This is a genomic window from Kitasatospora cystarginea, assembly GCF_039533515.1.
GTDB lineage: Bacteria > Actinomycetota > Actinomycetes > Streptomycetales > Streptomycetaceae > Kitasatospora > Kitasatospora cystarginea.
The window spans coordinates 136,411-158,715 of sequence record NZ_BAAATR010000011.1 but is presented as its reverse complement, the minus strand read 5'-3'; the positions used below and the strand labels follow the sequence as shown (position 1 = coordinate 158,715).

General features: G+C 72.4%; 17 protein-coding genes. 9 read left to right on the top strand and 8 right to left on the bottom strand.

Going from position 1 to position 22,305, the window contains the following annotated elements:
• Position 1: 1 nt before the first annotated feature.
• Both ABD369_RS15085 and ABD369_RS15080 read right to left on the bottom strand, forming a co-directional pair.
• Positions 2-343: an SCO3933 family regulatory protein gene (locus ABD369_RS15085; protein ID WP_344636888.1), complete on the bottom strand. Its 342-nt coding sequence runs from the start codon at positions 341-343 to the stop codon at positions 2-4.
• A 136-nt stretch (positions 344-479) separates the two neighbouring features.
• Positions 480-1,259, bottom strand: coding sequence for a GntR family transcriptional regulator (locus ABD369_RS15080; RefSeq protein ID WP_344636887.1), 780 nt, complete (start codon positions 1,257-1,259; stop codon positions 480-482).
• Between the two features lie 17 nt (positions 1,260-1,276).
• Here ABD369_RS15080 and ABD369_RS15075 point away from each other — a divergent pair, with 17 nt between their 5' ends.
• From ABD369_RS15075 to ABD369_RS15065, 3 genes are all read left to right on the top strand, one after another.
• The gene (locus tag ABD369_RS15075; RefSeq protein WP_344636938.1) at positions 1,277-1,747 is read left to right on the top strand and encodes an NUDIX hydrolase; all 471 of its coding nucleotides are present in this window, start codon (positions 1,277-1,279) and stop codon (positions 1,745-1,747) included.
• 651 nt (positions 1,748-2,398) lie between these two features.
• A complete protein-coding gene (locus tag ABD369_RS15070) occupies positions 2,399-2,608 on the top strand; it encodes a hypothetical protein (protein ID WP_344636886.1) in 210 nt (69 codons plus the stop codon).
• A gap of 979 nt (positions 2,609-3,587) precedes the next feature.
• A complete protein-coding gene (locus ABD369_RS15065; RefSeq protein ID WP_344636885.1) occupies positions 3,588-4,649 on the top strand; it encodes a hypothetical protein in 1,062 nt (353 codons plus the stop codon).
• Positions 4,650-5,204: 555 nt separating this feature from the next.
• Here ABD369_RS15065 and ABD369_RS15060 read toward each other — a convergent pair.
• Positions 5,205-5,813: a hypothetical protein gene (locus ABD369_RS15060; protein WP_344636884.1), complete on the bottom strand. Its 609-nt coding sequence runs from the start codon at positions 5,811-5,813 to the stop codon at positions 5,205-5,207.
• Positions 5,814-6,613: 800 nt separating this feature from the next.
• Here ABD369_RS15060 and ABD369_RS15055 point away from each other — a divergent pair.
• Complete coding sequence (locus ABD369_RS15055) at positions 6,614-7,111, top strand: hypothetical protein (RefSeq protein WP_344636883.1); 498 nt, start codon at positions 6,614-6,616, stop codon at positions 7,109-7,111.
• Between the two features lie 291 nt (positions 7,112-7,402).
• Positions 7,403-8,041, top strand: coding sequence for a class I SAM-dependent DNA methyltransferase (locus ABD369_RS15050; protein ID WP_344636882.1), 639 nt, complete (start codon positions 7,403-7,405; stop codon positions 8,039-8,041).
• 170 nt (positions 8,042-8,211) lie between these two features.
• Here the strand turns inward: ABD369_RS15050 and ABD369_RS15045 are convergent, their stop codons facing one another.
• On the bottom strand, positions 8,212-10,257 hold the full coding sequence (locus ABD369_RS15045) for a phosphocholine-specific phospholipase C (RefSeq protein ID WP_344636881.1): 2,046 nt from the start codon (positions 10,255-10,257) through the stop codon (positions 8,212-8,214).
• A 302-nt stretch (positions 10,258-10,559) separates the two neighbouring features.
• Here ABD369_RS15045 and ABD369_RS15040 point away from each other — a divergent pair, with 302 nt between their 5' ends.
• The gene (locus tag ABD369_RS15040; RefSeq protein ID WP_344636880.1) at positions 10,560-11,903 is read left to right on the top strand and encodes an alpha/beta hydrolase family protein; all 1,344 of its coding nucleotides are present in this window, start codon (positions 10,560-10,562) and stop codon (positions 11,901-11,903) included.
• Between the two features lie 563 nt (positions 11,904-12,466).
• On the opposite strand, the gene ABD369_RS15035 is transcribed toward ABD369_RS15040, so the two are convergent.
• Both ABD369_RS15035 and ABD369_RS15030 read right to left on the bottom strand, forming a co-directional pair.
• Positions 12,467-12,763 carry a DUF1330 domain-containing protein gene (locus ABD369_RS15035; RefSeq protein WP_344636879.1) on the bottom strand — a complete coding sequence of 99 codons (297 nt, stop codon included), beginning with the start codon at positions 12,761-12,763 and terminating at the stop codon, positions 12,467-12,469.
• A gap of 99 nt (positions 12,764-12,862) precedes the next feature.
• On the bottom strand, positions 12,863-14,146 hold the full coding sequence (locus tag ABD369_RS15030; protein ID WP_344636878.1) for a tryptophan 2,3-dioxygenase: 1,284 nt from the start codon (positions 14,144-14,146) through the stop codon (positions 12,863-12,865).
• A gap of 121 nt (positions 14,147-14,267) precedes the next feature.
• On the opposite strand from ABD369_RS15030, the gene ABD369_RS15025 reads away from it, so the two are divergent.
• Entirely contained in the window at positions 14,268-15,815 is a 1,548-nt protein-coding gene (locus ABD369_RS15025; protein ID WP_344636877.1) for a preATP grasp domain-containing protein, read from the top strand.
• Here ABD369_RS15025 and ABD369_RS15020 read toward each other — a convergent pair.
• A complete protein-coding gene (locus tag ABD369_RS15020) occupies positions 15,781-18,765 on the bottom strand; it encodes a helix-turn-helix transcriptional regulator (protein WP_344636876.1) in 2,985 nt (994 codons plus the stop codon). The genes ABD369_RS15025 and ABD369_RS15020 overlap by 35 nt on opposite strands.
• A gap of 175 nt (positions 18,766-18,940) precedes the next feature.
• Between ABD369_RS15020 and ABD369_RS15015 the strand changes: the two genes are divergently transcribed.
• Both ABD369_RS15015 and ABD369_RS15010 read left to right on the top strand, forming a co-directional pair.
• Positions 18,941-19,303, top strand: coding sequence for a nuclear transport factor 2 family protein (locus ABD369_RS15015; protein ID WP_344636875.1), 363 nt, complete (start codon positions 18,941-18,943; stop codon positions 19,301-19,303).
• A 179-nt stretch (positions 19,304-19,482) separates the two neighbouring features.
• The gene (locus ABD369_RS15010) at positions 19,483-21,369 is read left to right on the top strand and encodes a S9 family peptidase (protein WP_344636874.1); all 1,887 of its coding nucleotides are present in this window, start codon (positions 19,483-19,485) and stop codon (positions 21,367-21,369) included.
• An 80-nt stretch (positions 21,370-21,449) separates the two neighbouring features.
• Here ABD369_RS15010 and ABD369_RS15005 read toward each other — a convergent pair whose 3' ends face one another.
• Positions 21,450-22,259, bottom strand: coding sequence for an SURF1 family protein (locus ABD369_RS15005; protein ID WP_344636873.1), 810 nt, complete (start codon positions 22,257-22,259; stop codon positions 21,450-21,452).
• Positions 22,260-22,305: the final 46 nt, after the last annotated feature.

The following is a 22,305-nucleotide window of genomic DNA, read 5'->3' as shown; positions in this document are numbered from 1 at the left end:
GTCAGCCCTGAGCCGGAACGAGCGAGGTGACGACCGCCGCCCGGAACGAGATCCCGTGCCGCTTCTGGCCGTTGAACTCGTTCTCCCAGTCACGAGCCTTGAGCCCGGTCACCGCAACCGGCATGCCCACGGCCAGCCCGTCCGACAGGCCGGTCTCCGGGACCGAGACGGTGTAGAGACTCGCCTCACCCTCGTCCGCGATCGTCAGACCGATCGTCATCATCTTGGCGCCGGTCTCCCTGTCGATCGCGATCTCACCCGTCTGCTTGTTCACCAGCTTCGGCGCCGGGGGCACCGCCACGAACACGAACGCCGTCGAAGTGTCGACCTTGAACACAGCCATGATGGCTCTCCTCTAGATGAGGTGATCTCCTGCACTCATGTACAGGAGTTACGAGTAGAAGAGTGCCCTACTCCTATACATAAGTAAACCCGCCGCGAGAAGAATCCTGCGACGGGTTGCGGAGGTTGACGTTCCGTTAGTCGCGAGCGGGGAAGCGGTAGTCCAAAACGAACTGGTCGGCGGCCATGACGGTGTCGCAGACCTCCACCACGCGGCCTTCCGTGGTGATCGCGTCACGGACGAGATGGATTACCGGTGCACCTGGGCTCAGTGCCAGTGCGGCGGTCTCAGGCTTGGTCGCGAGTCGCGCGCGCACAGTCTCGGTGAACTCAGCGAGCACGTGGCCGTGTTCTTCGAGCCGGGCGTAGATCCCGCCGCCGCCCGGATTCTCGGCGAAGACCTCGGGAATGTCCTTCACCACATCCCACGGCAGGTACGAGGTAGCTTCCTCGGTCGGCACGCCATCGCGGAAGTACCGGCGCTTGCGGGCGAGCACCTGGGCGCCGGCCGGGACGCTCAGCCTCTCTGCAATCTCTGTTGGCGCCTGGGTTGGGCCGACGAACAGTACTGTGACAGACGGGACGCCGCCGGACACCTCAGCCTCCGCAAGGTATGCGGCCTTGCCCGCGTTCCGGTGCGCGCGGCGGAAGCGATCCGACGACTTGCGCTGCACGGGTGGGCGAGATCGGACGAAGGAGCCGCGGCCGTGGTGCGTTTCGATGAGCTGAGACGTGCGGAGTTCCGCGATCGCCTTGCGGACCGTTCCGGATGCGACACCGTAGCGCTGCATCAGCTCAGCTTCACTGGGTACCGCCGAGCCGGGAGCAAGGACCCCCGACCTGATCTGTGCGGCGAGATCATCCGCAATCTGCAGATACTTCGCCTTGGCCGAGGAGGCCACCTCACCACTCGCCATAGTCCTTCAGGGCTCCTATTCTCCTGTACATGAGTAGCAACCCAGGGAAGGCCCAGTCAACGCCGCTGCACTCCGTGTCTGTCGCAGGGGCAGTCGTCCGCGAGGACGGGCGGGTACTGGCGATCCGCCGCGCCGACAACGGTACCTGGGAGCCCCCGGGCGGAGTGCTGGAGCTGACGGAGACTGTCGAGGATGGCGTACGCCGCGAAGTTAGTGAAGAGACAGGGCTCAAGGTCAGCGTCAAGCACCTGACCGGCGTCTACAAGAACGTGACCCGAGGAGTCGTGGCACTCGTGTTCCGCTGCCACCTCGAAGGCGGCGCCGAACAGCTCTCCGAGGAATCGACCGCAGTGGAATGGCTCACAGCCGAAGAGGTCAAGGCCCGCATGGGCGAGGTCTACGCCGTGCGTCTACTCGATGCGCTGGACAACGAGGGTGACTCGGCTCCGCGTATCCGGACACACGACGGTCAGCGGTTGATCGCATAGTCGCTGTTACGAGTTTCGCTACTTCATCAAGGGCGCGCACGGCGCGCCCCGCCGCGCGGCCCTGGCCGCTCGCCGCCGCTCCTGTCTTCGCCCCGCTCCGGCGGCGGCCCGGCCGCGTCGGCGGTCAGACGCCGGATGAGGGCTGAGCCCAGAACCCCGCCGTGGCCGGGGGCGGGCGCCTCCGCGGTTTTACCCACCTCCCCGGACCGGGACCCTGACCGAGCAAGACCGGGGGGCCACTCGGCCAAATTGCGGTCAGGCCCAAAGAGCCCTGACCGAGTCGCAACAGCTTACGGCCCCCCGATCATGCTCGGACCCAGACCAGGCAGGACACCGGCCAAAACCGCTCCACCGCCCTCGGGGGGATAACACCCCGCCCCTGGTGGGACACTCAGCGTGAGCTAGAGGGCAGGTGCGGGTCCTCGCTCACTTCTCAGACCCGATCAGTAGGGGTCTAGTTCAAGAAACTAAGCCTCAGTGCAAGTTCGCCAGGGGTGCGCCACGGCGCGCGAGTATTCGCCACCTTTCGCCAGGGGCCGCCAGATGGTAGGCCAAACCGGCCTTGGAGCAGAGTGAGAAATGCAAGAAGCCCGCCGGCGCCGCTTGGGGTCTGGAAACCATGCGCGGCACAGGCGGGCTAACGACGGCCCCATGAAAGGAACCATCACCTTGAGCATGATGCCCGCACCTCATGACCTGTCAACCCTGCAGTCCCTCACGTGGCCCACGATGATGATCGTCATCGTCGTGCTGATCCGGGTGCCAGCACAGTCATTGCCGACTGCCTGCCAGGCCACGATCGGGCTGATCAGCCAGCTGTGGGGCAGGGCGGCAGCGGCCAACGCCAACAGCGCCGGCTGACACCAACACGGTGGACGTCGATGGATTTCGGCGTCCACTAGCTGAGCCGTTTTTCAGTAGACAGGCAGCGAGGATCCGAGTCAGTACGCTCAGTCGAACCGAGAAGGAGCTGGCCTAGGTACGGCAGAACTGAGTGTCTAACTGCGCTACAACCGCCCCGTACTCCAGCGGACCACCACAGACACTCGCGGACTGTCGTTGCAGGTCAGTGCAAATCCTTCCCCGCGCCAGGTGAGCGTCCAAGTTGCTTCGGGACGAAGAGGCCGTGGGTTCAAATCCCGCCACCCCGACCCAGTAGTACCAGGTCAGGGCCCTGATCCTCACTGAGGATCAGGGCCCTGACTGGTTTCTGAGCACCCTTGGGAGCGATCGGGGAGTGGATCCCACTCCCGAGCCGCCGCTACTGATCCACCCTCAGCAGCGCCGAGTGCGACCCCGGGGGAACCAGGACGCACCTTCCGCCGCTTCTCCGAGGCCGCCTCCTCGCTCCAGTCGCCGACTCGGCGCCGTGGCAGGCCCGGACTACCGCGGCGTCCCCGGCCGAGATGGGGAAGCGCCGAGCACCCAGCCGTCGCACACCCCCGCCCGCACCCCCATCAAGTGCCACCGCGGCCGCCGCCGGCGCCCTCGACTCAGCAACACGTCGTGGGCGGCCAATGACGTAGATCATGGGCACCCTCATCTGAGATCTTCTACCTGTCCACCGTCAGCTCCAGGCACGGCACTGCACTGCACAACAATGGGGGTCTTCATGGGATACACGCGGACACGGCATGCCGCCGGGCGACTGGTACCGCTGGCGGCGATGGCAGCTCTAGCGCTTCCCCTGGTCACCGGCTGCGGGGGCTCTTCACCGCGTGCTGCCTCGGACGGACGCAGCACGGCGCCCGCGCAGGACTCGACGCAGAAGTCACCGAGCGCCGCCGCCACTGACGCGGCCTTTCGCGACCGGGACCTCGTGATCAGTGCAGGTTGCACCGTGCCCGCGTCCAGGCCCGCCAAGGTGTGGGTGGAAGGCTTCGAGCCCGGCAGCTGGAAGAAGGTGGCATCGGTCGAGTTCACCGTTCCGGCAACGGCGGTGGTCGGCTCCCGCCCCGGGGCCGGAGCCAAGCTGAGCGCCCTGCAGGAGCTGTGTGCGGGCAACTTCCCCACCTCCGGCAGCAGCAATGACAATGCCTCCGACAACGCCTTCGGGCCTCGGGTCCGTCAGCTCTTCGACCACGACTTCAGTCGGCTCGCGGTGGTCACCACCGACGACAAGACAGGCGCGAGCCACGTCGGCTACGTCGACCGCAAGGGCAACTTCACCGACCTCACCGGCACCAGCTCAGGTTTCGCCAGCACTCCCCAGGAGAAGGACGCACTCTTCGCCCCCGACGGCGGGAGCGTCTGGTTCACGTACCGCGACCCGAGTGGCCAGGACCACATCGCCAGTCGCGACCTCACCTCCGACCACCGGCTCACCGAGCAGTGGAGCGGTTCCCCCGCCGGATTCGGCGACCTCGGCCTGACCCTGGGGGGCAGCCCCCTGCACGGTGTGACCGGCGGAAGCGTGTACTTCAGCCCGGACGGAAAGCGCGCAGTCGCGTACGTCGACGGGGAGGGCCAGAACGTGGTGACGGTGACGTCCAGTGGGCTTCTGAAGGCCGACGGAAGCGCCAGCCAGATCAAAGACATGGACTGCAGGCCGTCCGGGTGGATCGACAACCACACACTGCTCTGCGCCCCAACCAAAATCGGGAGCCCGAAGCCGCCCTATCAGAACAACCTGTGGACCCTCGACGTCGACCGGATGCACCCGAACGACTACGACAACGCCATGGATGCCGCCGGCCCCGTCCTGCTCCCGGCGACCGACCGGAAGAACATCCCCCAGGTCATCTCGGCCGACGGGAAGAAGCTGCTGTTCCGCTCGGTCCAGGGCAACCAGGAGACCGCGTTCGTCACCGACCTCAGCCCTGGCGCCCAGCCGCAGCAGGTCACCCCTCAGGAGGCGGCCACAGCTCTGGGCTACGGCGATGTCGTCCTGGAGTGGCGGTAGCCGTGTGCCACGGCGGGCCCCAGCGTTGCGAAGATCGTGGACGACGCAACTCCGGATCACTGGTACGTCCTGACCGTTCACCGAGGGCTGAGGAACGCCAGGGCTGCACGGGTTGGTGTTCGGTTGCGGCAACGCCGACGTCGTGTCGGGGCGGCTGACTGCCGGCGGGCTGCCCCAACCGGGAGGCGGGCTCTGGCCGAGTAGCCCATGGGCCGTCAGTGGGCCGTCCGAGGGCTACCGGCGCTGACCGGCATCGACGGCTCCGCAGCAGGTCGACGATGGTTCGCTGGGCAGAGTCCGAGGTGGCCGGAAGCCTGCGCCACTCACCCCGGCAGCAGGTCTCAGCCACGCCGTGGGGGCTCGGCAGGACGCCGGCGCGGCCGCCTGGTCGGCGGGACGGGAACGGTCCGAGTTCCCGTCTGAGCTCCCGTCAGTGGGCACCTGCCGCAGCCCGCCAGGCAGGTGCCCACTGCGACCCCACGGATATCCACGAAGCTGGGAACGTCGGCCCGGCCCCGGCGGGCCGGGAGCTGTCCCGCCCTCCGGGCGGCGCTGTCACCACTCGTCGTAGTCGCCGATCACCAGGAAGCTGCCCGCGACACCGTCGTCACCGAACAGGCCTCCGTGGACGGTGCGGGTCACAACGCCGTCGGTTTCGCCGTGGGGACCCACGGTGGCGACCGGGGCGCCGTTGTCACAGGTGAAGCCGCGGAAGACCTCGACAGTCTTCCGGCTGTCGTTGAAAACGCTGAAGCTGCTGGAGCCCAGTCCGCTGACCGCAGTGATGCAGCCGTCAGTGGAGGCGGAGTACGCGCGGTCGTTGAAGAAGATCCTCCCCTCTTCCTCGTGGCCGCGGCCGTGTCCGCCGCCCTCGTGGTCGCGGCCCTCGTGGTCGCGGCCCTCGTCCCTGTCTCCGCCTGCGCGTCCGCCACCCTCGCGGTCGCGGCCCTCGTCCTTCTCCCCGTTTGCGTGTCCGCTGCCCGAGACAGCCGCAGCGGGGGTGGCCGGCTGGACGGGCTGGGCCACTCGCTGGACGGGCTGGGCCACTCGCTGAACAGACGGGGACACCGGGGCGGATTCGGCGGTCGAGGCGTAGGTGATACCGGTGGCCGCAAGGACCGCCGCGCTTCCGGCAGCGGCCACAGTTAACGTACGCGTGCGCATGTCACTTCTCTCCGTCACATGGATGTCGGCCGGGCGACCGATCTGCGACGAACGTAACGACAGCCCCTATAGCTGTCATTTCGGACATGTCCGAGGTATGACACGGGGAGTCCAGCCAGGTGGAAGTGCGGCTCGCATCGCATACCGGAAATCCCGCTGCCCCGGCCCGGTGGTACCGGTCAGCGCCCTGATCCTCAGCAAGGGCAGGGCGTTGACCGGTTCATGTGCTCTCCGGAGTGAGTGGACCGGCCCGGCGGACACCGATGCCTCGGTGCGCCGTACAGGTCGCTCCGACCCCCGTGATGGACTCGGTCGCGCTGCGGGCGAACGTCAGTGCGGAAGGCGTGAACGTCGGCGCCGCTGGGCGCGAGCGGATATCGGTTTCGGGTCATATCACCATGGGGCGCGACGCGGTCGTGTGGGCGCCGCACTCGGTACTTCGGCACAGGCCCCAAACTAGGCTTGCATCATTGTCGTTGCCACCAGAAGGCGCCTCGCGACCTGCCGCGAGGCATGGCGCACGAGGGCGGCCCCGACTCACCGCGCGGCCGGCGTGTGGCTCTCACCGGCGACCTCGGAGTCCGGCTTCCGCGGCGGCTGTCAGCCGTTTGCGCCAACAGCGGAGGTGGTCCGCGCCGACAGCCTCCATCGTTGAGTCGACCCGATACCGCGGTCCTGTTGCGATGCGCGGCCTCGGAGTCGGACACCGCACTGGCCTGATGAAGGAACGGCCGGGGGAGACCGGTCGGTGCGACGACGCCGGGCTGCGAGCGACCAGGGCGACCGCCCGGAGGATGATCGTGACAGTCAGTGAGGATGATCTGCTCAGCGCCGAGGACGAGCGACTGGAAGAACTCTTCCGGGTGAGCATGCCTGGTGACATCCCCGACGGCCCGATGGAAGGCACCGCCATCATCGGCGCGGGCACGGCCCTGACCCGGCCGATCGCCGCATTGATCCGTCTGGGCGTGTGGCGGGGCAAGGTCTTCGACCGCGACGCGGGCTACCTGAGCAATCGGCTGTCCGCGCTGGACGTGCTGGCGGTCCTCGCCACGGTGGCTCCGGGACCGAGTCTGCTGGACGGCGAGGAGTGCATCGTCATCGACTACTCCAGGACGTCCCTCGTCGTGGGCGGCGTGCGTGACGAGATCCGCCAGGTGGGCCCGGACCTGTATCTGGGGGTGACCTGGCTGTTCGGAACCAAGGTCGGCTGGTTCTCGCTGAGGGCGCCGCAGGCAGACGGCGGGCCGGGCGAGGAGCAGCGGAAGAAGACGCGTGGCCGGTCCCGGTCCACCTAGGGCCCGTTCGGCCCGCGGCGGCGTCACGGCTCGTACGCGGCCCGGTGCCCCGCGATCGGCCAGTGGAAGGCTCCCCTTCTTGCGGGGCCGCAGGGGCGACGCGAGGGTGAAGGGAGTTGTGTCCGTGCGGGTCCTTGGAAGGGAGCACACCGATGCCCGCTGAACATGTTTCCGGGATCGATCCGGCGGCGGGTCGGAGATGCCTGCCGAAAGGAGGGTGACGGAGGGTCGGGCCGGCGTCCGACCGGGGACCTCTCACCGCGGGTTGACGGTCATCTAGGGTGGTTCCCCATGGCTGAACCCTCCCCCCACCTGACCGCGACGGCGGACGCCTACGACGCCGTCGCCGTTCGCTACGCCGACTTCGTCCGGAACGGGCTCGACCCGCTCCCGCTGGACCGCTCGATCCTCGCCGCGTTCGCCGAGCTCGTGAACACCTCCGATGCCGGCCGGGTGGCCGAACTCGGCTGCGGTCCCGGTGTCGTGACGGCACATCTGCGAGACCTGGGGCTGGACGTCTTCGGCGTCGACCTGTCGCCGGTGATGATCGACCTTGCCCGCGGGGCCTACCCCGACCTGCGCTTCGAGGTCGGCTCGATGGACGCCCTCGAGGTGGCCGACGGCGAGCTGGGCGGCATCGTGTCCTGGTACTCGGTGATCCACACGCCGCCGCGGGAACTTCCCCCGTACTTCGCCGAGTTCAGCCGGGTGCTGGCGCCGGGCGGTCATCTTCTCCTCGCCTTCTTCGAATCCGAGGGCGAGCCGGTGGTGGAGTTCGACCACAAGGTGGCACCGGCCTACCGGTGGCCGGTCGACGGTCTCGCCGAGCTGGCCCGCGCGGCCGGCTTCGCCGAGGTCGGCCGGATGCTGCGCGAGCCGCGCGAGGAGGAGCGCTACCGCCGGGGCCACCTGTTGCTGCGCAGGCGGTAGTCGCGAGGCCGGCAGGCGCCGCGGCCTCCGGTCCGGCCGGACCGGAGGCCGGTGGCCCCGGAGCGCTCGGACGCTCCGGGGCCACCGCACCGCCCGCGTCCTACCGGCGTCCGAAGCCGCTCGACCGCCCGACCGGGCTGCGGCATCCGACGACGGCCCGAGAGCGCCGGTCAGTCGGCGACGATCGCCGGGTCGCTGGTGCTGGGCCGCCCGTTCTCGAGGTGTCCGGCCAGCCGGCGCAGGAAGGTCACGTCCTGGTCGGAGTGGACCGTGAGGTCGTACCAGCCGTGACCGCGGCTGGAGTTGGCGGTGTGCACCGTGTGCGCGCCCGGGCGGAGCCGGTGCTCGGACCGGCGGTCGCTGCCGTAGGCGTCCGTGACGGTGATCCGTACCGTCGCCGGGCCGTTGTTGGTGAGCACCAGCTGGAGCTGGCCGTCCCCGCCGCGCCGGGTGGTCAGTTCCACGCCCGCGCTGCCGGCCTGGCCCTTGAACTGGCGCAGGAAGCCGTTCGGCCCGTGCACCGAGTAGTCGTAGGCACCCTTGACGTCCCAGTCGCCGACGAGCCCCCGGCCGGCCTCGACGGTGTACGTCCAGGGGCCGTTGCCGTCGGTCACCGAGGTCACGTGGAAGGTCGCCCCGGCGGCGCCGTGGCTGGCGAACTCGACGGACAGCCGGCCTGGCCGGACGACGGCGTCGGCGGTGAGGTCGTACGGCAGCGGGCGGGCCGGGCGCAGTCCGCGCTCCTGCTTGGGCAGCGCGGGGTGGGCCGGCGGGGTCGGGACGTAGTCCGGGTGGCGGCCACGGTCCGGCGGGAGGTAACCGCCGGTGTCCGGCAGTTCCGGTACCCGGGCGTCACCGTGGGAGAAGTCGAAGGCCGCGGTCAGGTCGCCGCAGACGGCCCGGCGCCAGGGCGAGATGTTCGGCTCGTGCACGCCGAAGCGCCGCTCGATGAACTGGATGATCGAGGTGTGGTCGAAGGTCTGCGAGCAGACGAAGCCGCCCTTGCTCCAGGGCGAGACGACCAGCATCGGCACTCGCTGGCCCAGGCCGTACGGGCCGGTCATCAGCGCACCGTCGGTCGCGTGGTAGATCTCGGTGGTGGTGTCGGCGGTGCTCTGCCCCTGCGCCGGGGAGGCGGCCGGGAACGGCGGGACGACGTGGTCGAAGAAGCCGTCGTTCTCGTCGTAGGTGATCAGCAGCGCGGTCTTGGCCCACACGTCGGGGTCGGCGGTGAGCGCGTCCAGCACCTGGGCGATGTACCAGGCGCCGTAGTTGACCGGCCAGTTGGGGTGCTCGGTGAACGCCTCGGGGGCGACGATCCAGGAGACCTGCGGAAGCCTGCCCGCCAGCACGTCGGCCTTGAGCTGGTCGAAGTAGCCCTCGCCCTTCCTGGCGTCGGTGCCGGTGCGGGCCTTGTCGTAGAGCGGGTCGCCGGGCTTGGCGTTGCGGTAGTTGTCGAAGTAGAGAAGGGCGTTGTCGCCGTAGTTGCCGCGGTAGGCGTCGTTGAGCCAGCCCCAGCTGCCGGCCGCGTCCAGGCCGTCGCCGATGTCCTGGTAGATCTTCCAGGAGACCCCGGCCTGCTCCAGCCGCTCGGGGTAGGTGGTCCAGTTGTAGCCGGCCTCGGCGTTGGTGATGACCGGGCCGCCGCCCTTGCCGTCGTTGCCGACGTAGCCCGTCCACATGTAGTAGCGGTTCGGGTCGGTGGGGCCGAGCAGCGAGCAGTGGTAGGCGTCGCAGATGGTGAACGCGTCGGCCAGGGCGTAGTGGAAGGGGATGTCCTCCCGGGTCAGGTAGGCCATGGTGGTGGTGCCCTTGGCCGGGACCCACTTGTCGTACCGGCCCTGGTTCCAGGCGACGTGGCCGCTCTCCCAGTCGTGCGGCAGGTCCTGGAGGAACTGGAGGCCGAGGTTGTCGGCCTCCGGCCGGAACGGCAGCACGTCCTTGGTGCCGTCCGACTGGTACCAGACCGCCTTGCCGTTCGGCAGGTTGACCGGGTGCGGGTCACCGAAGCCGCGCACACCGCGCAGGGTGCCGAAGTAGTGGTCGAAGGAACGATTCTCCTGCATCAGGACGACGATGTGCTCGACGTCCTTCAGGGTGCCGGTCCGACGGTTCGCCGGTATCTCGGCGGCGCGGGCGATGGTGCTCGACAGCGCGGACATCGCGGCGGTGCCGCCCGCCAGCTGCAGGAAACGTCGACGGTTGATCTCGGTCATGTGGGCCGGCCCTCCAGGGTCGTCCGAGGTGCTGGTGCTGCGGGGACAGTGTCATCAAGCGTTCGACAACATCCCACGGCGCCCGGGGGAAACCAAGGGGAAGCCTGGGTTAAGACCGTCGACCTCGGGCGCCCGGCAACTGCGGCCGGGGCCGCGGCTGCTGACGAGACGGGAGTGCGCCGTCCGGCAGCGGCCGCCGCACACGCGCTTGTGGTACCACCGCCGCTCTTCGGGATAACCCCACCCCATGACGGTGGCTGCCCGGGGCGACCTCAGGACGCCGGGCTCCTACCGTGGTTGCCATGAACTCGCCGCTCGCGGAAGAGGCCACTCGCACATGTCAACGTCGTTACGGCCCGGGCAAGTTGGTGGCCCTGACGGCCGCCTCCGCTCTCGCCACCGGGGCCTTCGCCGCCGGCGCCAGCTCGGCGGCGGCCGCTCCCGAGGGCACCCCGACCCGCCTGGCCGCCCACCACCGGGGGCAGCTGGTGTCCCACAGCCACCTGCGGTCCCTGACGGCGCGGGAGACCGCCGCCGAGCTGACCGGCACCGGGTTCTCCGGCGCCTTGGCCCGGTACGGGGTGGACACCTACCGGCTGGTGTACCGGACGGTCGACCCGCAGGGCCGTCCGACGACCGCGAGCGGGCTGCTCGTCCTGCCGCACGGCGGAGCGCGCACCCTGCGCACCGTGGTCTTCGAGCACGGCACCACCAGCTACCGGGGCGACGCGCCGTCGAAGCAGCAGCACGACTTCGCCACCTCGCCCGAACTCAGCTACGGCGCGGCCGGGTTCGCCGCGGTGGCGCCCGACTACCTGGGGCTGGGCACCGGGCCGGGGTTCCACCCCTACATGGACCTGCCCTCGGAGACCACGGCCTCGCTGGACATGCTCCGCGCCGCGAGCGACTTCGTGCGCGGCGCCCGCACCGACGCCGGCGGCCGCTCCCGGCGGACGCTGGACCGCGAGGTGCTGGTCACCGGCTTCTCCCAGGGCGCCTCCGCCGCACTGGGACTGGCCAAGGCGCTGGACCGGGGCGCCGATCCGCGGTTCCGCCTCGGCGCCGTCGCCCCGGTCAGCGGCGCGTACGCCCTGCGGGAGGTCGAGCTGCCAGCGCTGACCGGCGGCCGGATCACCGCGAAGATGGGTGTGCTGTACACGGCGTACCTGCTGGTGTCCTGGAACCGGCTGCACCACCTCTACGCCTCGCCCTCCGAGGTGTTCCGCCCGCCGTACGCCGACTCGATCGAGCGGCTCCTCGACGGGAACCACACCGGTGAGCAGCTCATGGCGGGCACCCCCGACACCCTCGACGCGCTCCTCACCCCGCGGGGTCTGAACTTGCTGCGCCACCCGGACGGCCGGCTCCTCGCGGCCCTCCGGACCGCCGACGGCGTGTGCTCCGGCTGGTCGACGCACGCCCCCGTGCGCCTGTTCGCCACCCGCTCCGACAGCGAGGCCGTCGCCGCCAACACCGACCACTGCGCCGCGGCCTTCCACTCCGCCGGTGTGCCGGTCACCGTCACCGACCTGCCCGCCGCCCCCTACCAGAACTCCACCCACCTCGGGTCCAACGTGGTCGCCACGGCCGAGATCGTCCGCTGGTTCAGCTCGCTGCGGCCCGCCGCCGGGGCACCGGCCTCGTAGCCGGCGCCCCGGAGATCAGCCGGCGGCGCGGACGGCCGCGCCGAGGCGCCGGGCGGCCGGCCAGTTCGGCAGGGTCCGCGGCGGCCGCGAAGCCGAGCCGGAGGTGGCCGGCCGGCGGCTCGGCCGGGAAGTAGCGGGTCCCCGTGTCGAGGGACACGCCGTGGGCCCGGGCGAGCTCGGCGACGACGGAGTCGGGCAGGCCCGGCGGCAGCCGGAGCCAGAGGTGGAGGCCGCCGGCGGGTAGCCGGCCGAGGGTCCAGTCCGGGAGTTCGCGGGAGAGTGCCTGGGCCGGGGCCGCGCAGCGCTCCCGCAGGGCGGTGGCGAGGGTCCGCAGGCGGCGGTGATCGGCTGGTCCTCTCCCTGGTGGTCCGGCTGCGGGCGCTGCCCACGGAGCCGGTGGTAGAGCCGGCGCCGGAACCGGCGGCTACCGGTTCCGGCGGCGAGGGCCTGTCCGGCGGCTGGGTCCGACAGGCACGAACGCGGCGGTGAAGGGCGACTCCGTCACCACTGTGCGGCCCGCGCGGCGGCGGGAGCCGTCGGCGAACCGAGTTGCCACTCGCCTCCTACCACTTCTCGTCCCGGACGATGTCCAGGTTGACGAAGCGCGGCTCGCCGTCGCAGAGCCCGCGCATCTCCTCGGCGATGTGCTGGGTCTCCGGCAGGGCGCTGTTGGCCATGGCCCTCTCGTAGCTGGGGAACTCGACGATGTTGACGAAGTGCGACGGCTTGTCCCGGTCCTGGCCGAGCATCTCGTGGGTCGCGGTGCGCTTGCCCTCGGTGGCCTTGAGCCACTCGTCCATCAGATCGTCGACCCGGGCCTTCTGCGTGGTCTCGTACTCGATGAGCTGGAGAAACGTCATCGTGTTCACCTTCTCGGGTGCGCGGACGCCATGTCTTCAGCTTCCCGCTACCGCCGGGCGGCCACCACCCCCTGCGCACCGCTCCCGCCCTGCCCGGGCCTAAGGGCGGCGGGCCGGCTCCCGGGACACGGGCAGGTACCGCTCGCCCAGGCGCCAGAACAGCCGGTTGCCGAGGCAGTCGTCCAGGTACGGGACCCCCGCCGTGTAGCCCGAGCCGGCGGCGTCGCCGATCATCCTGGCGGCGAGCGAGTGGTGCGTCGCCTTCCAGTGCTGGTGGCTGTGCTCCAGCCGGGCCAGTGCGGCATCGAGGGCGGACCACTGCTCCGCGGTGAAGGACTTCGACTCGCGGACCGCGAGATAGGCCAGCGAGATGCTGCCGGGGTCGGCGGCGGCCTGCTCGGCCACCGACGGCACGCTGCCGAACGCGGGCGAGAGCCGGCGCTCCTCGCGCGGGCTGCCGCAGAGCCACTCGAACCGCTTGTACTGCTCGGACTGGATGGCACTCGATCCCTCGGTGTACTGCCTGAACCGCCGGAACCCGCCGATGTCCATCGTGGCCAGCAGGCTGAACAGCAGGCTCGCCCGGTCCAGTTGCCCGGCGGCCTCGGTCAGCGCCGCCACCGCACCGCCGGGCCGCCCCCGGCCGAGCAGGTCGCGGGCCTGGCGGGCGCAGCCCACCAGAGCGGTGAACACCGTCTCGTAGCTCTGCAGGACCCGGAGGAAGAGGTACTCGTCGTGCAGCAGGTAGACCGGCTGCATGCTGAGCGCGATCCGCCGGCCGACCACCGGATCCACCTGCGGTGCCATCGAGTCGAGCACCTTCTCCAGCTCCGGCAGCTCCGACCCCCGGGCGTGGCTGAGCCGGTCGACGTCCGCCTTCTCGCTCCCGGCCGGCGCGTAGCCGCTCAACAGCCGCAGGCCGTACCGCAGCCGCTTGTGCCGGACCGTGGCGTCCGGGCGGCCCTGCGGCAGGGTGGCCGGAGGGTCGCGGTCCGCGGCCAGTTCGTACCGCAGTGCGTCGGCGACGAGCAGGCCGACCAGTTCGGTGCCGGCGACCCGCGGCCGGGGTCCGCGGACCAGGTCCTCCAGCAGGGGCAGGCAGAGGTAACTGCGGTAGCTGTAGCGGCCGTCATGCTTGTCGAGCGCACAGTCCAGGAAGGCCCGCAACACGGACCCCCCGCACGCGTCGCCGGGCACCGCGCCGCTTCGGCAGAGCGCGCGGGCGCCCTCCAGCGCGGTGGCCAGCGGCCCCGGGAGGAAGTGCTTTCCCGTGGTCTGGATCTCGCGCAGGACGGCGTCGAACGGGAACAGCTCGGGCTCGGGATCGCTGAGCCAGCCGTTCACGGCGGTGAGGGCGCTGTCGGACGGGGTGTCACGCATCATCGGCCCCAGACTGTCCGCAGCCCGGACGACCGGCGCGGCGGGCGGGTACGAAAGGGTGACGTCCCCCGCGCCGCCGGGTGGCCGACCGGGTGGCGGCCGTCCGCCGTGCTTGGCTGCGCGCATGCGCGACAGGGCAGGTGGCGACGGCGGGGACGGCACGACCGGTGGCGGCGGGGGCACGGGCGAGGAGAACCGGGGCGGCGGGGCTCCCGGAGGAGGAGGCCGGGGCCGCGGGCCGCTGCTGCTGTTCGCGAACTTCGTCTCCGACGTGGTCTGCGGCCGCCAGGCGGCCGACCTGAACCTGCACGGGATGGCGCAGTCCTCCCGGAAGGTCTGGCTGACGCGTCCCGGGGACGTCCTGGTGACGCAGTTCCCGGTGAGCCGGGACTTCCGGCGGTACGCCTGCGGCCTGCTCGGCATGACACCCGAATCGGTGACCGTGATCAGCACCGACGCCGATCCGACGCTGCCGCTCGCCGAGGCCATCGACCGCACCCCGGGGCTGAGCGGCCGGCTGCGCGCCCTGGTCGCGGAGCGGCCCGGCATCGAACTGCTGCCCATCGTGCTGGACCGGTCGACGGTCCGGCTCGCCGCCGAGCTCGGCCTGCCGGTGTCCGGGTACGGGGACGGGTACCGTCGCCGGGCCCGCGGCGCCGTCCCGGGGGGCGAGGCCGCGGAGGCGGTGCCGGAGAGCGCGCTCGAGGCGGTGGACCGGCTCAACACCAAGAGCGGCTTCCGTCAGGCCGCGCGGAGCCTGGGTATCCGGGTGCCGGCGGGCCGCTCCTGCCGCGACTGGTCCGAGGTCGTCGCCGGCGTGCGCGAGCTGCTCGACCGGTACCCCCGCGTGTTGGTGAAGCCCGCCAGGGCGGCTGGCGGAGACGGCCTGCGGATCCTCACCCGCGCGGACCTCCCACGCCTGGCTCGCCGTCACCCGCCCGGAGAGCGGCGGGCCGAGGGGTGGGTGGTCGAGGAGTACGTCCCCTTCGTCCGCGACGTCAGCGTGCAGATGGAGGTGGGTCCCACCGGCCCGGCCGTCGTCTACACCGGCGAGATGCGCACCCGGGACTGCAGCTACCACGGATTCGCCTCGCCGCTGACCGAGCCGGGGCCCGGCCGCGAAGGCACCGTCGACGACGCTGCGGACTCCGGCGCCGCGGGCTGCGGCGCGCGGGCCGGCGGAGTTCGCCGGGAACTGGAGCGGGCCGGGATGGCCCTCGGCGGCTACCTGGCGGACCGCGACTACCGGGGCAGGTTCAGCGTCGACGCCGGGGTGGCCGAGGACTCGGCGGTGTACGCGGTGGAGAGCAACGTCCGCCGTACCGCCACCACGGCGCGGCAGGCCATGGTGCAACGGCTGGCCTCGGTGAGCGGCCGCTCCGAGCTCGCCTGGCTGACCGACACCAGGCCCGGCCCGCACCCCACCGATCTGGCGGCCGTCCAGGCACTGCTGCGGGACTGTGGCCTCACCTACTCCCACGAGCGGGGTGAGGGCGTGGTGCTGTCCGTCGAGTCCGTCTCCCCCGACGCCGGCTGGCACTACGCGGCCATCGCGGCCGGCCCCGGGCGCGCGGCGGAACTCGAACGCTCCCTGCAGACCGTGCTGGACGCCGCGCTCGACGACCGTTCCGACCGCCTCACGTCCCCGTCAGCACACCGTCCAGATCGCTGAGTTCGGCACGCGAGGCGACCCCCAGCTTCGGGTAGGCCTTGTAGAGGTGGTGGCCGACCGTACGCGGGCTGAGGAACAGCTGCGCGGCTATGTCCCGGTTGGTGAGGCCCTGCGCCGCCAGCCGGACGATCTGCAGCTCCTGCGGGGTGAGGGCGGCGAGCGGACCGGCCGCCTGCCCCGCGGGGGCGGTGGAACCGGTGGCGGTCAGCTCGGCGCGGGCCCGGTCCGCCCAGGGGGCGGCGCCGAGCTGTTCGAAGGACTCCAGCGCGGTGGTGAGCCAGGAGCGGGCCTCGGTCCGGCGCCGCTCCCGGCGCAGCCACTCACCGAAGAGCAGCGCGGTCCGCGCCTGTTCGAAGGGGCGGTGGTCCCGCTGGTGCAGTTCGAGCGCGGACCGGTACGCCGACTCCGCCAACTCGGGGGGCGCGAGCAGCGCCTGGCAGCGCAGCACCAGCGCCTGCGCCCAGGGACGGCCGGTGACCGCGGCCCACCGCGCGAAGCGCTCGTACGGCTCGGCCGCGCGCTCCGGCTCGCCCAGCCGGACCACCGCCTCCACGAGATCGGGCACCGCGCGGGTGGCGGAGACATGGTGCCGGAACCGGCCGCCGGCCAATCGTTCCAGCCGGTCGGCGGCCAGCCCCGCCCGCCCCTGCCCGAGGTCGAGCAGCCCCGACGCCCACTGCGCCCACGGGTACCCGGCCGCCGGTGCGGAGCCCGGCCCGTCCAGCGCCGCCGCGGCCAGCTCCGTGCAGGGGCCGTCGGCACCGGCGAGCGCCGCCAGGTAGGCGAGCAGGCTCCTCAGCTGGCTCACCCACTGGCGCTGCCCGGTGTCTGCCGCCAGCGCCAGGCCCTCGGTCGCGGTGACCTCGGCGTCGCGGTGGCGTCCGTGGAAGAGTTCGGCCTCGGCGAGGAAGTACAGCAGGGTCGGCAGCTGCCCGACCGCGCCCTCGGCCCGGGCCTCGGCCACCAGAGCGGCGGCGAGCCGGTAGGTCTCCTCGTCCCGTCCGAGGATCAGGGTGGCCCCGCAGACCTGCACCAGGTCCCTGACGGCGTCCGCGCCCGCCCGCCGGGCCGCCGCCACCGTCTCGTCCACCGGCGGCAGTTCCGGCGCGAGGCCGCCGACCACCGGCAGCGCGGCGGCGAGCAGATACCGGGCCGGCGGCTCGGCCGGATCCCCGATCGGCAGCTCCAGCGCGGCCAACCGGTCCAGTACGGCGGCCAGTTGCTCCTCCCCCAGGTACCAGGCCGCGTGGAACGCCTGGAACAGCATCCGGGCGGTGTGCGTGGCCTCGATCTCGGACGTCGCGGCCGCCATCAGGAGCTCGTACGCGGCCGGGTAGGCGCCGCGCCAGAACTGCGCGGTCGCCCTGATGTGCTCCAGCAGCGCCACCGCGAGCGGCCGCCCCCGTCCGTCGAGGTGGGGCAGGCCGTCCGTACGGGCCAGTGCGCGCTCGGCCAGTGCCGCCGCCCGGTCCAACTCGCCGGCGTCGGTGGCGGATTCGGCGGCCAGCACCAGCCGCCGGACAGCGGTGAACCGGTCCGGGGTCAACCGGGCGGCCCGCTCGTACGCCGAGGCCGCGCCGCTGGGACCGCCCCGGGCTCCGGCTCGCAGGGCCGTACGCTCCAACGCGTCGGCGAGGCCGGCGTCGGGGCCGGTCGCGGCGAGGGCGAGGTGCCAGGTACGGCGGTCGCCCTCGTCCAGCGCCTCGCCGATGGCCCGGTGCGCGGCCAACCGCTGGGTCAGCGGGGCTCGTTGCATGATCGCGGCGCGGATCAGCGGGTGCCGGAACACCAACCGCTCGTCGGCCGACAGCCTGAGCAGCCCCGGCCGCTCCGCCGGCGGCAGGCTCTCGGGGCCTGCACCGAGCGCCGCCGCGGCGGACAGTACGACCCGCAGGTCCCCGGTCTCCTCCGCGGCGGCGACCAGCAGCAGGGTCTGGGTGGCGGCCGGAAGCCTGGACACCTGGCCGTGGAAGGCGAGTTGCAGGCGGCTCGTGAGCGGGACCGCGCCGACGGCGCTGGACTGCTCGGCGGCGAGCGCGGCGGGCAGTTCGGTGAGCGCCAGCGGATTCCCCCGCGCCTCGGCGAGGACCCGCCGGTGGACGGCGGCGATCCTGGCGGTGTCCTGGGCGTCCACGCTCCCTCTGTCCAGGTCCCGGCCTGGCGGCAGCGCGGCGAGCAGTGCGGACGCGGCGGCCGGGGACAGTGCCGCCAACGGGAGTTCCGGCAACCCCGGTGCGGGAAAGGAGCCTTCACCGTCACGGGCGGCGAAGAGCAGCACCACGCCCTCGTTGCCGAGGCGCCGGGCGGCCAGCAGCAGCGCCTCCGCCGAGGCCCGGTCGAGCCACTGGGCGTCGTCCACCAGGCACAACAGCGGCCCACTGGCGGCGAGTTCGGCCAGCAGGGCGAGGGTGGCGAGCCCGGCGAGCAGCCGGTCGGCCGCCGGGGCGGCCGGCCCGGACGAGGCTCCCGAGGGGCCCGCCGGTCGGTCGGTCAGCCCGAACGCCGCTTCCAGCGCCCGCCGTTGCGGGGCGGGCAGCGCGGCCAGCCGGTCGAGCCCCGGGGCCAGCAGCAGGCTGAGCCCGGCGAACGGCAGCTCCGCCTCGTACTCGACTCCGGTGGCCCGGACCACCCGGAAGGGCGGCTGCCCGTTCGCCGGCCCCGGGCCGCCGGCCCCGAACTCGTCCTCGTACCAAGGGTCCGGTCCGGCCGCCCCTTCCCCGGCCTCCCCGGGGCCGGGCACACCCGGCCCGGTGGCGCCTGCCGCGCCTCCGTCCGCCCCGCCGGGCCCCGGGCCCGATCCCGCCAGCGCCACGCGCTCCGCGTGGTCCAGCAACGCGCTCTTCCCGATGCCCGGTTCGCCCCGCAGCACCAGGACCCCGCTGCGGCCCGCCCTCGCCCCGTCGAGCAGCCGGCCGATGGCCGCCTGCTCCTCCGCCCTCCCGAACAGCATGGCTTGCACCCTACCTACGCCGGTGCGGATACCGGTCGCCGCGATGACCTATCCGTGACTGATTCGCCGTCACCCCGCCCCGCCGTACCTTCATGCCATCGGAGGAACGCAGCGTCGGGAACACCCCGGCAGGCGCCTCGGAAGAGATCACCGAACGAGCCGAAGGAGCAGGAAGATGACCGACCTCCAGCAGGTGGCCGAGCGCTACATCGCCGTCTGGAACGAGACCGACCAGGCCGCCCGCCGCAAGCTGATCGACGAGCTGTGGGCCGAGGACGGCGGCTACACCGACCCGCTGGTGGACGTCCGGGGGCGGGACGCGATCGACGCGACCATCGGCGCGGCCCAGGCCCAGTTCCCCGGCCTGGTCTTCACCCTCGGCCCGGTGGACGCCCACCACCACCTGGCCCGGTTCACCTGGGACCTCGGTCCGGCCGGCGCCGAGGCGCTGGTGGTCGGCTTCGACGTCGTCACCGTGGACGAGGACGGCCGGATCAGCGCGGTGCTCGGCTTCCTCGACAAGGTTCCGGCCGCCTGACCCCGGTCCCCGTCCCGCCCCTGCCCTGCGCCCGCGTCCCTCGCCGCCGTCCCACCGGGCGCTCGCCGGGCTCCTCGGCCGGCGGCGACCCGGGGACGGCGGCGCCGGGCGGCGTGCCGGGCTCCGGCCCGGTTCCCACGGCATTCCGCTCGGCGCCCGACATCGGGTTGGATGGGGGAATGAGTGAGCAGCAGAGCGCAGCACCTGCGTGGGAGCAGCGGTTCCGGGCGGCGCGGGTAACGCTGCCGGACTGGGCCGAGGACGCCCCCGAGCGGGCGCTGTACGTGTCCAACGCCACCGGCACCTACGAGGTCTACGCCTGGGACCGGTCGACCGACCAGCACCGGCAGGTCACCGACCGCCCGAACGGGACCACGGACGCCGAGCTGAGCCCGGACGGCGAGTGGATCTGGTGGTTCGACGACACCGACGGTGACGAGTTCGGCGTCTGGCGCCGCCGGCCCTTCCCGACCGGCCCGGCGACCGCCGCCACCGGGAGCGACGGCACGCAAGGCGCGGACGGCGCCGGGCGGGCCCGGGGCACCGACGAGGAGGCCGTTCCCGGCGTGCCCGCCGCGTACTCGGCGGGCCTCGCGATCGGCCGCGACGGCGCCGTGGTGGTCGGCACCTCCACGGACGACGACGGCACCGCCGTCTACCTGCGCCGCCCCGGCGGCACCGAGGTCGAGAGGCTGTACCAGCACCCCGAGTACGGCAGCGTCGGCGACCTCTCGTACGACTCCGCGCTGCTGGCCATCGAGCACACCGAGCACGGTGACGCGATGCACTCGGCGCTCCGGGTGGTCCGGGTCTCGGACGGCTCCACCGTCGCCGAGCTGGACGAGGTGACCGGCCGCCGGAACCCTTGCGGTGTCACCTGCCTGGGCTTCGCCCCGGCCGACGGCGACACCCGGCTGCTCGTCGCCCACCAGCGCAGGGGCCGCTGGGAGCCGATGCTCTGGGACGTCGCCACCGGCGCGGAGACCGAGCTGGCGCTCCGCGACGAGCAGGGCCGCGAGTTCCCCGGCGACCTCTCCGCACAGTGGCGGCCGGGTGCGCGGGCGCTGCTGGTGGAGCACGAGTACGAGGCCCGCAGCGAACTGTTCTCGTACGACCTGGAGCGGGGTGAGCTGGTCCGCCTGGACACCCCGCGCGGCACGGTCGCGGGTGCGACCGCCCGCCCGGACGGGACGGTCGAGTTCCTCTGGTCCTGCGCCGCCGAGCCCCCCGCGGTGCGGTCCACCGCCGGCACGGTGGTGCTGCGCGCCGCCGGGCCGGTGCCGCCCGGGTCCGTCCCGGTCGAGGACGCGTGGGTGGAGGGCCCCGGCGGCCGGGTGCACGCGCTGGTCCAGCGGCCGAACGGCCAGGGCCCCTTCCCGACCGTCTTCGAGATCCACGGCGGCCCGACCCACCACGACAGCGACTCCTTCGCCGCCGGTCCCGCCGCCTGGCTGGACCACGGCTTCGCGGTGGTCCGGGTCAACTACCGCGGCTCCACCGGCTACGGCCAGGCCTGGACGGACGCGCTGAGCGAGCGGATCGGCCTGATCGAGTTGGAGGACATCGGCGCCGTCCGCGACTGGGCGGTGGCCTCCGGCCTCGCCGACCCGTCGAGGCTGGTGCTCTCCGGCGGCTCCTGGGGCGGCTACCTGACCCTGCTCGGCCTCGGCACCCAGCCGGACAGCTGGACGCTCGGCCTGGCCGCCGTCCCGGTCGCCGACTACCTCACCGCGTACGCCGACGAGATGGAGGCGCTCAAGTCGCTGGACCGGACGCTCTTCGGCGGCACCCCGGAGGAGGTCCCGGACCGCTGGCACGCCTCCTCCCCGCTGACGTACGTCGAGCAGGTCAAGGCACCGGTGTACATCAGCGCCGGGGTCAACGACCCGCGCTGCCCGATCCGCCAGATCGAGAACTACGTCGAGCGGCTGGAGCAGCTCGGCAAGGTGCACGAGGTCTACCGCTACGACGCCGGCCACGGCTCGCTGGTGGTCGACGAGCGGATCAAGCAGCTCCGACTGGAGATCGACTTCGCGCTGCGGCACCTGCCCGCCCGCGAGGGGTGACCGCCGGGCCCGACAGCCGCTCAGCCCCCGGGGAGCCCAGTCCGCTCCCCGGGGGGCGGCAGTGAGCCCCCGGGCCCGCCTCAGTCCAGGGCCGGGTCGAGGCCGAGCGCCCGGTCCTGGAGCAGCTCCGCCTCCCGCCGGACCAGGCGGAACCACATGAAGACGACGAACCCCGCGAAGACGAACCACTCCAGCGTGTAGCCGAGGTTCTGGAAGGCCCGCAGGCTCAGCCCGTCCCCGCCCTGCGGCTGGACGGTCGGCACGGCGGTGAGCCCGCCCGGCGCCGCGTCGGCGGCCACCCAGCCGTCGTAGGAGCGGTACGGCAGCACGTTGACCAGGGTCGCCGGGCTGATCGTGCCCAGCTGGCCGGCCGGCAGTCCGCCGGCCACCGCACCGCCGCTGCCGCTGTTCTCCGGAGCCTGCAGCCGGCCGGTCACGGTCACCTGTCCGGCCGGTGCGGCGGGCACCGGGACCGCACTGCTCGCCGTGCCCGTACCGGAGCCGTCCGGCGCACCGGGTACCCAGCCGCGCACGACGGCCACGGCCGGCCCGTCGGCGGTGCGCAGCGGGGTGAGCACGTAGAAGCCGTTCCTGCCGTCCACCGTGCGGTTGGGAACCAACAGCTGGTGCGCCGGGTCGTAGCTGCCGGTGACGGTGACCTCGCGGCCGACCGTGTCGGTGCCGACCTCGGCCGTCCCGCCGTTCAGTACGGAGGACAGCGGGGCGGCCGCCTGCGGCGCCTTCGCCGAGTTGCCGCCGTCCTTGTGGGTGGAGACCCGGTCCTCGAAGCGCCCGAGCTGCCAGGAGCCGAGCCAGAGGCAGACCGCGATGGCGACCAGGGCCAGGACTGTGCCGCCCAGCCAGCGCGAAGTCAGGAGAAACCGGTACACGCCCACCACGGTAACCATTCCTCACACCCGTCCGGTCCCCCGGGGC